General features: G+C 62.4%; 9 protein-coding genes and 2 pseudogenes. 9 read left to right on the top strand and 2 right to left on the bottom strand.

Going from position 1 to position 13,202, the window contains the following annotated elements:
- Positions 1-3 precede the first annotated feature (3 nt).
- The 5 genes from FG93_RS21035 (at position 4) to FG93_RS21055 (ending at position 5,251) form a co-directional block, all read left to right on the top strand.
- Entirely contained in the window at positions 4-942 is a 939-nt protein-coding gene (locus tag FG93_RS21035; RefSeq protein ID WP_043237975.1) for a Gfo/Idh/MocA family oxidoreductase, read from the top strand.
- Between the two features lie 4 nt (positions 943-946).
- Positions 947-1,549, top strand: a complete 603-nt coding sequence (locus tag FG93_RS21040; protein WP_280114151.1) for an acyltransferase — start codon at positions 947-949, stop codon at positions 1,547-1,549.
- A complete protein-coding gene (locus FG93_RS21045) occupies positions 1,549-2,700 on the top strand; it encodes a DegT/DnrJ/EryC1/StrS aminotransferase family protein (RefSeq protein ID WP_043237978.1) in 1,152 nt (383 codons plus the stop codon). Before FG93_RS21040 ends, FG93_RS21045 begins: the two co-directional genes overlap by 1 nt.
- Positions 2,697-3,824, top strand: coding sequence for a glycosyltransferase family 4 protein (locus FG93_RS21050; RefSeq protein WP_043237980.1), 1,128 nt, complete (start codon positions 2,697-2,699; stop codon positions 3,822-3,824). Before FG93_RS21045 ends, FG93_RS21050 begins: the two co-directional genes overlap by 4 nt.
- Positions 3,825-4,051: 227 nt before the next feature.
- A complete protein-coding gene (locus FG93_RS21055) occupies positions 4,052-5,251 on the top strand; it encodes a glycosyltransferase (protein WP_081881695.1) in 1,200 nt (399 codons plus the stop codon).
- Positions 5,252-5,270: 19 nt separating this feature from the next.
- Here the strand turns inward: FG93_RS21055 and FG93_RS31995 are convergent, their stop codons facing one another.
- A complete protein-coding gene (locus FG93_RS31995) occupies positions 5,271-6,332 on the bottom strand; it encodes a glycosyltransferase (protein WP_348270488.1) in 1,062 nt (353 codons plus the stop codon).
- 560 nt (positions 6,333-6,892) lie between these two features.
- Here FG93_RS31995 and FG93_RS31345 point away from each other — a divergent pair.
- The 3 genes and pseudogenes from FG93_RS31345 to FG93_RS21075 all read left to right on the top strand — a co-directional run bounded on the left by FG93_RS31345 (position 6,893) and on the right by FG93_RS21075 (position 9,748).
- Positions 6,893-7,732: a class I SAM-dependent methyltransferase gene (locus FG93_RS31345; protein ID WP_052514003.1), complete on the top strand. Its 840-nt coding sequence runs from the start codon at positions 6,893-6,895 to the stop codon at positions 7,730-7,732.
- A gap of 95 nt (positions 7,733-7,827) precedes the next feature.
- Positions 7,828-8,627: pseudogene (locus FG93_RS21070) on the top strand (IS5 family transposase).
- Between the two features lie 112 nt (positions 8,628-8,739).
- Positions 8,740-9,748 (top strand): annotated as a pseudogene (locus FG93_RS21075) (IS110 family transposase).
- A 187-nt stretch (positions 9,749-9,935) separates the two neighbouring features.
- Here FG93_RS21075 and FG93_RS31350 read toward each other — a convergent pair.
- Positions 9,936-11,786, bottom strand: coding sequence for a hypothetical protein (locus FG93_RS31350; protein WP_052514004.1), 1,851 nt, complete (start codon positions 11,784-11,786; stop codon positions 9,936-9,938).
- A gap of 310 nt (positions 11,787-12,096) precedes the next feature.
- On the opposite strand from FG93_RS31350, the gene wecB reads away from it, so the two are divergent.
- Complete coding sequence (gene wecB / locus FG93_RS21085; RefSeq protein WP_043237986.1) at positions 12,097-13,134, top strand: non-hydrolyzing UDP-N-acetylglucosamine 2-epimerase; 1,038 nt, start codon at positions 12,097-12,099, stop codon at positions 13,132-13,134.
- The last annotated feature ends 68 nt before the right edge of the window (positions 13,135-13,202 follow it).

Raw genomic sequence — 13,202 nt, forward strand, 5'->3', positions numbered from 1 at the left:
AAGATGACGAGTTTCGCCCTGATCGGCGCTGCCGGCTATATCGCTCCCCGTCACATGATGGCCATCAAGGCCGTCGGCGGCGACCTCAAGGTGGCGTATGATCCCAACGATTCCGTCGGCATCATCGACAGCCATTTTCCGCAGGCCCACTTCTTCACCGAGTTCGAGCGCTTCGACCGGCATGTCGACAAGCTGCACCGGCGTGGCGAGGACATCGACTATGTCAGCGTCTGCTCGCCCAACTATCTACACGACGCCCATATCCGCTTCGGGCTGCGTTCCGGCTGCGACGTGATCTGCGAGAAGCCGCTGGTCCTCAACCCCTGGAACATCGACGGCCTCGCCGAAATCGAGCAGCACAGCGGCCGCAAGGTCAACACCATCCTCCAGCTGCGGCTTCATCCGGCGATCCAGGCGCTCAAGGAGCGCATCGCGCAGTCGAATGAACGCCATGCAGTCGATCTGACCTACATCACCTCGCGCGGCCGCTGGTATCACGCTTCCTGGAAGGGCGACGAGAGCAAGTCGGGCGGCGTTGCCACCAATATCGGCGTCCATTTCTTCGACATGCTGGCCTATGTCTTCGGCCCGCTGAAGTCGCAGACCGCCAATCTCCGCGAGCCGGAGCGCGCCGGCGGCCTCCTCTCCTACGAGAAGGCCGATGTGCGCTGGTTCCTCTCGGTCGATGCCAACGATCTGCCCGAGAGCGTCAAGGGCAAGAAGACGACCTATCGTTCGATCTCGCTGGACGGCGAGGAGGTCGAATTCTCCGAAGGCTTCACCGACCTTCACACGCGCAGCTACCAGGAAATCCTGGCCGGCAAGGGCTATGGCCTTGACGACGTCCGCTTCTGTGTCGAAGTCGTCTCGCAGTTCCGGCACGCTCCGATCGTGTCCGGCGGAGAGCAGCATCCCTTTGTCCATAAATATCTGAAGGCCTGATACGATGGCCGCGGCCTCAGAGATGCGCGACGACCCGCGTTTTCCCGGCGCGAAGATTCACGAGAGCGCCTATGTCGACGACGGCGTCGCTCTCGGGCCTGGCACAAAGGTCTGGCATTTCGTCCATGTCCTGGGGCAGACGGTCATCGGCAAGGACTGCGTCCTTGGCCAGAACGTCATGGTCGGGCCGCGCGTCACCATGGGCGACGGCTGCAAGGTCCAGAATAATGTCGCCCTGTATGACGGCGTCGAGCTCGAAGACAATGTCTTCTGCGGCCCGTCCTGCGTCTTCACCAACGTCAACAATCCGCGCGCCTTCCTGAACCGGAAATCCGAGTTCCGCCGCACCCTCGTCAAGAAGGGCGCAAGCATCGGCGCCAATGCCACCATCGTCTGTGGCCACACGCTCGGCGCCTACTGCTTCATCGCCGCTGGCGCAGTGGTGGCGAAAGACGTACCGGATTTTGCGTTGATGGCTGGCGTACCGGCCCGCAGGATCGGCTGGATGAGCCATAATGGCGCCAAGCTTGGGCCGGATCTCGCCTGCCCTGAAACCGGCAGGCGCTACCGCGAAACCGGACCGGACAGCTTGGAGGAGATTCTGTGATGGGCACTCCGACGATCGAGTTCATCGATCTCAAGGCACAGCGCCAGCATATCGGCCAGGCGATGGATGACGCCATCCTCAGGGTGGTCCATGAGGGCAATTACATCCTGGGTCCGCAGGTCAGGCAGTTCGAAAGCGAACTCGCCGCCTACTGCGGCGCCAAGCACGCCATCGGCGTCGCCAACGGCACCGATGCGCTCGTGCTGGTGCTGGAGGCAATCGGCGTCGGCCCAGGTGACGCTGTGATCTGCCCGAGCTTCACCTTCGCCGCCACCGCTGAAGTCGTTGCCTGGATGGGCGCCACCCCGGTCTTCGCCGAGATCGACGACGCCACCTTCAATATCGATCCCAAGGGCCTCGCCGCGGCGCTGACCACGGCAAAGAAGAACAACCTCACCCCGCGCGCGCTGATCACTGTCGATCTCTTCGGCCAGTCCGCCGACTACGACCCGATCGAAGCCTTCTGCGCCGAGAACGGCCTGGTGCTGATTGCCGATTCCGCTCAGGGATTCGGCGCCCGCTACAAGGGCCGCGTCGTCGGTTCCATCGGCCAATTCGCTACCACCAGCTTCTTCCCGGCCAAGCCGCTCGGCTGTTATGGCGACGGCGGCGCGATCTTCACCGACAGCGATGAGCACGCCGCCCTCCTCCGCTCGCTGCATTTTCACGGCAAGGGCTCATACAAGTACGACAATGTCCGTGTCGGCGTGAATTCCCGCCTCGACACGCTCCAGGCCGCCGTGCTGATCGAGAAGCTCAAGGTCTTCGCCGAGGAGATCGAGAAGCGCCAGATTGTCGCCGGCCGCTATACCGAGGCACTCAAGGACGTCACGGTGACGCCCCATGTGATGCCCGACTGCATTTCAACCTGGGCTCAATACACGATCCGCGTCGACGCTCATCGCCGCGACGCCTTCCAGGCGGCACTGAAGGCCAAGGGTGTGCCGACGACGGTTTACTATCCGAAGCCCTTGCACCAACAAACCGCATACAAGCACTTCCCCGTTGCCGGCAACGGCCTGCCGATCTCGGAGCGCGTCGCGCAGGAGGTCGTCGCCCTGCCGATGCACCCCTATCTCGACGTTGCGACGCAGGATTACATCATCGAGGCCGTGCGCGAGGCCCTGAACCGCGAGGCCTCGGCGGCGTGACGCGGAAGCGGCGCCTTGTCTACCTGTCGCTCGAAACCCCGCGCGAAGGTCAGGCGACCTACACCCACGTCCACGAGATCATCGCGGGCCTGCGTGAGATCGGCTGGCAGGTCGATCTGGTCGCAACCGGCCGGGGTGGCGCAAGCTCCGGCACCGGCTATCTGACGCGCCTTTTCGATTACGCCCGCGCGCAGTGGGTTCTGGCGCGCCGAATGAGCGAGTGCGACGGCGTTTATATGCGCGCGCATTTCGCCGCGTTGCCAGCCGCGCTCTGGGCGCGGCTGCGGGGCGTCCCGGTCTTCCAGGAAATCAACGGTCTTCCGGCCGACATCTTCGTGACATATCGCTGGCTGGGCTGGATCAGCCCGCTGATCGGCTGGCTCTATCGCAGCCAGATGCGAATGGCGGCACATGTTTTCGTCGTCACGGAGGGCCTGCGCAGTTGGGCCGAGGCCCAGGCCGGGCACAATCGCATCAGCGTCGTCACCAATGGTGCAGACGTCAAACTGTTCACGCCCGATGGGCCACGGTCGAACGAACCGGGGCGCTACATCGCTTTCGTCGGTGGCCTGACGGCCTGGCATGGAATCGCAACCATGATCGCGGCGACGAAGGAAGCAGCGTGGCCGGCCGATCTCAGCCTCGTCATCATCGGCGACGGCGTCGAGCGCGATCGCCTCAAAGACGCAAGCCTTGGCTCGCGCGTGCGCTGGCTCGGCCGCCAGCCGCCCAAGGAAGTCGCCGCCTATCTGCGTGGTGCAGTGGCCGCACTTTCCATCACAGAAGACACGGCCGGCCATCTCGGCACCGGCGTCGCCCCGCTGAAATTGTTCGAAGCGATGGCAAGCGGCGTACCGGTGATCGTGACGGACCTGCCCTTCCAGCGCGAACTCGTGCGTGACTACGAGACCGGACTGGTGATTCCGATGGCGAACCCGCCCTCCCTCGCCGCAGCCGCTGCGGAGCTTGCTGCCGATCCAGACCGCGCGCGCCGCCTAGGATATAATGGCGCGGACTATGTTCGGGCACATGCCTCCTGGCGTAAACGCGCTGAGGAGATTGCTGAGCGCCTTGCTCCCATCGTCGATGCGCGGAATTGCCAGCAGCAAATAAAACCGGCTTGAGCCGCTCTCGCGCTTGCCACAACGTCACTTTACTGCTTGACACCGATGGCAGCGGCCGAGCTTGGAACTATACTGCTTAAAATATTTGGAACAATGAGCGCAATCGAGCGTCAGATGGAAGATTCCATAATTTCAGCTGAAGTGCTCTGCACCCTAGGCGCGGTCTTGCCCCACCGGCTGGGGGCCGTAAGTTTGTCGCCTTGGTCGTTCGCGATCCGAAGGAAAGAATGCAACTGCGAACTGCCCATATCGGGGCGTACATGATTAGGGTCGCACTCGTCTGCATCTCGCCGCTGCGGCATGATTCGCGCGTGCTGCGGCACGCCGCGCTGCTCGCGGGCGCCGGCTACGACGTCCGCATCTTCGCTCAGGCCCCGCTACCCGATTCACCTCCGACCCCGGTAACGGTCTTGCGGGGCCCCGGCAGCGACTGGCGGGTACGGTTCGGCATGGTGTTCAGGCAGGCTCCGGCGACGCTCCTGCCAGCCAGCGCGGATTCGCTTTACTGGGCATCCTCGATCAAGCTGGCGGCGCGCCGCGATCTGCTAAAATATCGCCCTGATCTAGTCATCGCCAATGACTGGCGCTCCTTGCCCGTCGCCTTCGCCGCCAGGCGCGCCAGCGGCGCCCGCATCATCTATGACAGCCATGAATTTGCACCTGAGGAGTTCTCCGACAGTTGGCGCTGGCGCGCGCTGGCTCGACGTCATGTCATGCGCGTCGAGGACCGCTACATCCGCAAGGCAGACGCGATCGTCACTGTCAGCCCCGGTATCGCTGAGGCGCTTGCAGAGCGCTACGGGCTCTCCGAGCGTCCCGTCGTCATCTCGAACACCCCGTCCTGGCAGGCCACCGCCTTCCGCCCGACGGGAAGCCCGGTCACGGTGCTCTACCACGGAGCGGTCGTGCCCCGCCGCGGGCTCGAGACGCTGATTGCGAGCCTGCCGCTCTGGCCGGCCGACTACAGGCTGATCATCCGCGGCCCGACGCAGGGCCAGTTCGATCAGCATTTGCGCGGTCTGGCCGGGCATCTCGGCGACCGCATCGCTTTCGAACCCGCCGTTGCGCCCCATCAGGTCGTGGCAACGGCTGCGCAAGCGGATATCGGTATCTTCCTACTTTCGAACAGCACGACCCATGCCCGCTTCGCGCTGCCGAACAAGGTCTTCGAATACATGCAGGCCGGGCTGATGCTCGTCAGCAGCGATCTCCCCGAGATCCGCAAGCACGTCGAGTCAACCGGCTGCGGATTGCTGCTCCCCCAGGACGCACCGAAAGCAATCGCGGCCTGCCTCGCCGGGCTGGATCGCGACCGGATCGACGCCTGCAAACGCGCCAGCCTCGAAGCCGCGCGTCGGGTGAACTTTGAGGCCGAGAGCACGAAGCTGCTGACGATAGTCGAGCACCTCTGCCAATCGACGGCCTGAGGCAGTCTATCCGGGGCTCTTACTGCGCAGCGACGCCCTGCATCGCCCGGCTGCGGACAGCGCGGTCGATAGCATCGAAGAACCGGTCGGCCTCGGCCTCCCAATTGAGGGCCTTCGCCGTCTCCAGCGAGCGCGCCTTGTATGCGTCGATCGAAGCGCGGTCGAAGCCGTTGATTGCGTTTGCAATGGCCTCCGGCGTGACCTGCGAAATCAGGCGGCCAAGCTCGTACTGCCGCAACAGCGCTGTCATCTCCGGCAAGTCCGAAACACATAGGGCAAGGCCGGCCATTGTGTATTCGAAGAACTTGTTAGGCAGGACGTGAACGTTTTGATGCGAGTGCCCGGACAGGGCGAAGAGGCCAACATCGAAGCACGCGGCCTCCTTGACCAGATCCACCATAGGTACCGACGGTGCCAGCACGACGCGTGAGCCGAGGCCCGCGGACCGGATCCGATTGGCGAGCGCCTCGAGATACTCGGCCGGGCCGGGGCCACGGATCGTTAGCCGAAACTCCGGCCGCCACAGAGCGACGCTGTCGATACAAGACTCGAGCCCCCGGCCGGCATTGACGACTCCGTGATAGAGCACCTCGATGGTCTCGCCGCATGGGCGGTGCCGGTGCGCCTCGTAGCGTGGCATGTTGCGGATCAACAGCGGCTTTTCGGGAAGACCGTAGAGCTCGTAGAGGCGGTCGGCGATACCTTGCGAGACGCAGCTCGTCACGGCCGCGCCGGCGATACCCTCGCGTTCGATAGCTGCGATGACCGGGCGCTGGGTGAGCCGCCAGAGCAGACGCTGGGCGTATTCGTCGACCGCCAGCTCATGTGTGTCGTAGGTGTAAGGCACACGCTGTTCGGCCGCGAGTCGGCGCGCGATTGGCAGCGCCGTCCAGTCATTAGCAAGCCAGAGATCAGCCTGCTCCTGGCTGGCAAGCTCGTATAGCCGCTCGAAGCGGTCGTTCAGCGTCCAATAGGCCTTACTGGCGTGCTGCGGAGTGGCGTAGACCAGCGCGATATCCATGGCGCGCCTAGCCCGACGCAGAAAGGGGAAGAGCGTGCGCCGCGCGATACGGCCTGCCATTGCTCGGCTCGCCGGTCGCCAGTTGGCCGGAAGCAGATGCAACACCCGGTCGAGCGCATCCCGTGGGCGCGAAGCTGGCGCAGCCGGTGACTCCCCGCCTGCATCAATCGGAGAAGCGGAATGCTCTGCGGCCAAACTCGCAGCATTGTCGGAATCGATCGCGAGGCTGCACCATTGCGGCGACGGCGAACGCGCGCCGGGCAACCCCACTGCGACCACGTCCCAGCCGTGCGCGTGAAACAGATCGCCCTGGCGGCGGACGCGCGGATCGTCGGGAATCGCGGAAAAGCAGATCAGCCCAATACGCGGCTTCCGTGCCGCCGAACTAGCCATGATGATAAGGGCCCTCAAGACAAGACAGGAGCCGGCGCAACCGGCATCCCCGGCTTCCGCATCTCCGCCAACATACTGGCTCGTCGCCAAGTAAGCCCCCCTTGTCAATCGCAATATGGCCGGCAAGCATGATTTATCGCAGGCCCGGACTTGGAAAGTGGTGACTTTGCTTCTATCAAGCCGCCGGCGCGGTCTGCCAGCGCACGACATTTGTCACGAAGGTTTCCATGTCGAATATGATGGATCAAGCCGCAGTCGACTCGCGCAATTCTACGTTCTGGAGCGAGTTGTGCGGGACACAGTTCGCCAAGTCGCTGGGCGTCACCGATAGCTCAGCGAGTTCACTTAAGAAGTTCGACGACTGGTATTTTGCCTTCTACCCCTATTTGTTCGTGCATATCCCCTTCGAGGACATGAAGGGGAAAGACGTCCTGGAGATCGGCCTGGGATATGGCACCGTATCGCAGCGCCTCGCCGAAGTTGGCGCGCTCTATCGCGGCCTCGATATAGCCCCCGGCCCTGTAGCGATGGTCAACCACCGGCTGAAGCAGGTCGGGCTCGATGGCCAGGCCCAGCAAGGTTCGATCCTGCAGGCCCCGTTCCCCGACGAAAGCTTCGACTATGTCGTCGCAATCGGCTGCCTGCATCATACGGGCGATCTGTTTAAGGCCTTAGAAGAGTGCCAGCGCGTCCTTCGCCCGGGCGGCAAGCTCATCTTCATGGTCTACTACGCCTACTCATACAGGCGCTTCTACCAGGCGCGCAGCGAAACGCTGAAATACATGCTGCGCGAGATCTTCGGCTTTCGCGGCGTCGTCGGCCTGAGCGCGCAAGCCGAGCGGGCGGCCTATGATGCCAACCAAGCCGGTGAAGGTGCGCCTCACACCGACTGGGTTTCGATCCGATCGCTCCGCAAGCTCTGCCGCGGCTACGCGTCATTCTCCGGCCAGACTGAGAACATCGACAATGGGGTCCCGTTCGAGCGCAGCCCACCTCGGCGCGAACTCCTTAAGTCTTGGATTCCACGCTGGTTCGGATTGGATTTGTACGCCACGGCAACCAAGTAGCGGTTGAACCAACCGGCAACTTAGAGACCGTTTGAGAATGGGTTGATGCGATTGCGGCGGCATGATTCAAGCTTGGGACATGATTCAAGCTTGGGATGTGGACCCGAGCAAGCCGTGGCCGGATGGCTGGATTTGAGAAACGCGCGAAGCGCTACCCGACTGATCTGACGGATGAGGAGTGGCTCTTCATCCGTCCGTTCCTGCCGTCGATCCCGAATCGCGGACGCAAGCCGACGACCGACCTTCGCGAGGTGCTCGACGCGCTGCGCTATCTTGCCCGAACCGGTGGCGGCTGGCGGATGCTGCCGAACGACTTTCCACCCTGGCAGACGGTCTATTGGTTCAGGCGGTTCGTTCGCCGCCTGCTGTTCAAGACGATCCATGATGTCGCGCTGATGCTCGATCGCGAGCGCGAGAGCCGGGAGCAGTCACCAACCGCAGCCGTCGTCGACAGTCAGTCGATCAAGGCGCCAGCCGCAGAAAAGCGCGGGTTCGACGTCGGTAAGAAGATCGTCGGACGCAAACGCCACATCGCCGTCGATACCGATGGCAGGCTGCTCATGGTCAACCTCACCGCCGCCGACATCTCCGACACTGCCGGCGCCCAGCACATCGTTGCCGCCATCCACAAGCGCTGGCCCTGGCTCAAGCATTTGTTCGCCGACGGCGCCTATGATCGCACCCGCCTCCTGGACGCCGCCGCCTATCGCGACTTCGTCATCGAGACGTCCGGCTTCAAGGTGCTGCCGAGGCGATGGGTCGTCGAGCGCACCTTCGGCTGGATGACCGGTGGAAACGCCTCGTCCGAGACTATGAGCAGCGCCTCGACGTCTCCGAAGCCATGACCCACGTCGCACTCGGAAGCCTCATGCTGCGGCGGGTCGTCCATCCTTGAGTATTCTCAAACAGATGGGGTGATTGGGGTCTTACCCGGCGGGTGCTGCTCCGTTCGGGATGTTGGAACTTGGTCCGTGTTGAGTGGCCACAAGCATCGGGAAGGAGCAGCCATGAACCATTATGCCGGACTGGACGTGTCGCTGGAAGAGACTGCCATTTGCGTGGTTGATGGAACCGGGCGGATCGTGAAGGAGGCGCGTGCGGCCAGCGAGCCTGCGGCTTTGATCGTCGCGCTGAATGAGATCGACCTGCCTCTGGAGCGCATCGGGTTGGAAGCGTGCTCTCTGACGGCCTGGCTTCAAGATTGCCTGCGCGCGGCCGGCTTGCCGGCGTTCTGCATCGAGACGCGCCAGGCCAACGCCGCGATGAAGACAATGCTGAATAAGACCGACCGCAACGACGCCCGGGCTCTGGCGCAGATCATGCGGACGGGCTGGTTCCGGCAGGTTCACGTCAAGAGCCGGCAGTGCCGGCTGTGGCGTTCGCTTTTGGCGGCGCGCCGCACGGTCCTGAATGAGATGCGCGCGATCGAGAACGTGGTGCGGGCGATCCTGCGGGAGGCCGGCCTCAAGCTCGGCACGCCGGGCCGCCCGACCTTCGCCGGCCGCGTGCGCGAACTGACGCAGGGCAATCCCTTGGTGGTGAAGCTCGCCGAACCGCTGCTTGCGATCCTGGCTACCATGCTGGTCGCGCTCGCTCGACTGACGAAGGAGGTCCTGGCTCTCGTCCGCAGGGAGGAGGTCTGTCGGCGGCGGATGAGCGCTCCAGGCGTCGGCCCGATCACGGCGCTCGCCTTCCGCGCGACGATTCACCGGCCGGATCGGCTCAGGCGGTCGCGGGACGTCGGCACCCATCTCGGCCTGACGCCGGCGCGCTACCAGTCCGGCGAGACCGACATCCAGGACAAGATCAGCCGCTGCGGCGACGAACTCGCCCGCACCGCGCTTTACGAGGCCGCGCACACGCTGCTCGTGCGCAGCCAGAAATGGTTGAGCCTGCGGGCGTGGGGGATGAAGATCGCCAGGCATCGCAGCATGGCGCGGGCTTGCGTCGCAGTCGCCCGCAAGCCCGCCGTGATCCTCCACCGCATGTGGGAGCGACGGCGCACAGCTCCGGTGAGGCAAAGAGCCCGCAGGGCGCCCACTGGCTGCAATATGAAGCCGTAGCGCTGATGAAGGAGGAGCGGACACCACGCATGCGGCGGCCTCGCGCCGACCGCGAAGAGAAGCGTGTGACCCACGGGGCGAGGCGATCCGAAAAACAAGGTGGAGCAGCTTGACCTCAACGACCCAAGCAGAGAGGAATCTTAGGTCCATCCGCTTGACCTCAGACGTGCTGCAATGCGCTTGGCCAGAGGCTCGATCGCGGGAAGCGCAGTAAGCACGCGCTGCGCGAGTCTGGAGCGCACAATCCCACGCAGCGTAGACATCCGCGCTCGCCGCAAGCGGATTATAGCAGAGAGAAAGCGCACGCGGAGTCGCTCTCGGGGGGTGAGCTGCGACAGGACGCCCGGGACCAACTCGATCACTCCACCATAGGCCTGCGCTATCTCCTCCCTATAGCAATCGTAGGCTTTGTTCAGCCTCTCGATCCATTCGATCATATTGAAGTAACCTGCCTTCTCGATTTCCAGCATGTTGCGCAGCGCGGCGGCAACCATCGCCCTATCATCGCCAAACGACAAAGCGCTACGGAATGAGGCGCTGGCGGCAGCACGTCGCGGTTGCTCCAGGAGCATTTCGGCATCGTAGCCGGCGAGCACTCCTGAAAAATCGCTCACCTCGACAGGTCGAGGCATCGTGAGCCGGCAGATATCGGCAATCTGGGTTAGGCCCTTGAACAGCGCCATTTCACGACCGAAGCTGGCATAGTTTCGGCGAATCTCAATCTGTAGCAACGATCGAAGATGGCTGAATTCGACGATCAGCCGATCGACTTCACTTCGATATAGGACACTTTCAGCCACGTCCTTTCGAAGCTGGAAGCTCTCTTCCTGTTCCGGAAGTGCGGTCGGATGCTCCATCAACAAGCCGGACGAATCCAGCATCGCGGGAGACACCCCGGAACGGCCCGCAGGCGTCCTATTTTTAGCCACCAGATGCCGTTCGATCGCAGCGGCAATGCCGGCGTAGAACGTGCGATAGGTAAAGTGTTTCGACGCGACGAGATGGTCGAAAGCGCGCTGCGTCATTGCTTCGAGCGCCGGCAAATCCCTAAGGCGCGCGAGGACCTCGTCCACGTTGGAGAAATCCTTCTCCAACGTGATATAGTGCTCGTTCGGTGCGATTGTGTCCGAGTAGCGCCCCTTGAACAGGACCATCGGGGTACGCATCATCGCGCATTCCAGAACCCGCGGCGAAATTTGCCCCATCTCGATCGCCCCATCACGATCTGCAACGATCGGCAGGAAATCGGCGTAGCTCGGAGGAACACCACCGTTCGCGGCCGTCATCTCCTTGAAACGGGCGTCGATGCTGCCATCGAAATCGAACACGTTGGAGCCCGATTCCGATCCAAGCATCGCCCTGCAATCTCCGACGAAATCGAACCACGCCTTGCCGTAGATCCGGCTTGCCTCGTTCATTGCGATGTCGGTTTCAATACCGCGCGCAGCACAGAGTTCCTTCATGCGGCGACCGATCTCGAACTTGTCAAAGCCAAGTCGGCCATATCGGCCACCGATGTCGCGCCCTCGATAACCGACGAAAATCGATCGTTCAGCCAACGGCTTCGGCGGCGGCAGATCAGAGGCGAAGTCATCCGGCACATAGCCGGTAAAGACTGTGATGAATTCTACATTCGGAAATTCTGATCTAGGGTATACGTACTCGAGACCATCCTGCGGCACGCAAGTCAAGACGATATCAAAGCCCAAATCCTTAATCGCGGCCCGAAGAACGTCGGTGTTGTCATATTCATCCTGAACGGACAGCACCTTTATACCAGAAAATTTCTTCAGGCGCTCCCGATAGCTGTCGGAGACGTATCCTTCAAAGCAAAGACGTGCGCAATAGCTATGAAAAACAATATCATAAGATTCGAAATCGAAACCTATCGATGCGTGGTGAGTGGCATGAACGTAGTCCACCTCAAACCCACCGAAATGCTTGAAAGCAGTGAGATAGTCAAGCGTCGTCTGAACGAACGTACTTGACATTGAATAGGCTGCGAGCGCGCGCCGAACGCTTGTCAAATGCCAATCCTCTTTCCATCAGTACAGCGAGATAGGTGGAAGCTAATTGATTGGTCAAGAGCGGAGCGGCGCGAGCACGGTCGCGGAGCCCAACCGCATTGCCACGACGAACGAGCCACGCTAGAGCTTCGCCGTCGGCGGGGAACGACGCACGTTTCACGGCGGCGTATTGCCCAACCAGTGCCCCGAAAGTTTGCATCGCCAGAGACCGTCCTCTATTCGCCATACCATCGGCGAACGTAAAAATGAGCCGGCCCTCCGCAGCGGACCAATCATGCCCCACATCTTTACAGTCCTCGGCGCCAGACCGCAGTTCATCAAGGCCGCTCCCGTCAGCCGTGCCATCGCCAAGGAGGGCATGACGGAGGTCATCGCCCACACTGGCCAGCATTTTGATGCTTTGATGTCGGACGTCTTCTTTGACGAACTCGATATCCCGAAGCCTGCCTACAATCTCGAGGTCAACAGCCTAGGGCACGCCGCCATGACTGGCCGCATGCTCGAGAAACTCGAAGAAGCAATGCTGGCGGAAGCGCCCGACATCATCCTCATTTACGGCGACACGAACTCCACCATTGCGGGCGCACTCGCCGGCGCCAAGCTCAACATTCCGGTCGCTCATGTGGAAGCCGGTCTGCGCTCCTTCAACCGCCGCATGCCGGAGGAGATCAACCGCGTCGTTGCTGACCATGTCAGCGCTCTTCTATTTTGCCCAACGCAGACGGCGGTCCGCAATCTCGCCGCCGAGGGGCTCACCAAGGGCATCCATGCCGTGGGCGACGTCATGTTCGATACCACGCTGGCTGCGGTGAAACGGGCCGAGGGTCGTTCGACCATCATCGAGACCCACGGGCTGAAGCCGGGCAGCTACGCCGTTGCAACGATCCACCGCGCAGAGAACACCGACGACCCCGAGCGGTTCCTGCATGTCATGGACTGGCTAGAGGAAGCCGCCCGCATGCGGCGGATCGTGATGCCAGTCCATCCGCGCACACGCAAGCTTCTCGTTAGCCGGGGACTCACGCTGGAGGGCCTGACCCTGATCGACCCGATCGGCTATCTCGACATGGCCCGCCTGCTCAGTCAGTCCGCCGCCGTCTACACCGATTCCGGCGGCTTGCAGAAAGAGGCCTATTTCCATCGCGTTCCGTGCGTGACACTGCGCGACGAAACGGAGTGGGTTGAGACCATCGAGGCGGGCTGGAATCGGCTCTGGACGAGTAAAACCTACGCACCTCGCCGAGACATTACTGATTACGGCACTGGTGACGCCGCCGCCAAGATTGCACGCGCTCTACAGCACGCCCTGTGATTGAATGGCACATCGCCCGATGTATCCTTTGGAACGTGGTGGAGGGAGCCAGCAACGGCGGAAGCAAC

The organism is Allobosea sp. LC85 (assembly GCF_000735605.1).
In the GTDB taxonomy this organism is placed as follows: domain Bacteria; phylum Pseudomonadota; class Alphaproteobacteria; order Rhizobiales; family Beijerinckiaceae; genus Allobosea.

Coding starts and splice junctions, on each gene's coding strand:
- FG93_RS21035 (WP_043237975.1), top strand. CDS start 4: ATGACGAGTTTCGCCCTGATCGGCGCTGCCGGCTATATCGCTCCCCGT.
- wecB (WP_043237986.1), top strand. CDS start 12,097: ATGCCCCACATCTTTACAGTCCTCGGCGCCAGACCGCAGTTCATCAAG.
- FG93_RS21055 (WP_081881695.1), top strand. CDS start 4,052: ATGCAACTGCGAACTGCCCATATCGGGGCGTACATGATTAGGGTCGCA.
- FG93_RS31345 (WP_052514003.1), top strand. CDS start 6,893: ATGTCGAATATGATGGATCAAGCCGCAGTCGACTCGCGCAATTCTACG.
- FG93_RS31995 (WP_348270488.1), bottom strand. CDS start 6,332: ATGGCAGGCCGTATCGCGCGGCGCACGCTCTTCCCCTTTCTGCGTCGG.
- FG93_RS21040 (WP_280114151.1), top strand. CDS start 947: ATGGCCGCGGCCTCAGAGATGCGCGACGACCCGCGTTTTCCCGGCGCG.
- FG93_RS31350 (WP_052514004.1), bottom strand. CDS start 11,786: ATGTCAAGTACGTTCGTTCAGACGACGCTTGACTATCTCACTGCTTTC.
- FG93_RS21045 (WP_043237978.1), top strand. CDS start 1,549: ATGGGCACTCCGACGATCGAGTTCATCGATCTCAAGGCACAGCGCCAG.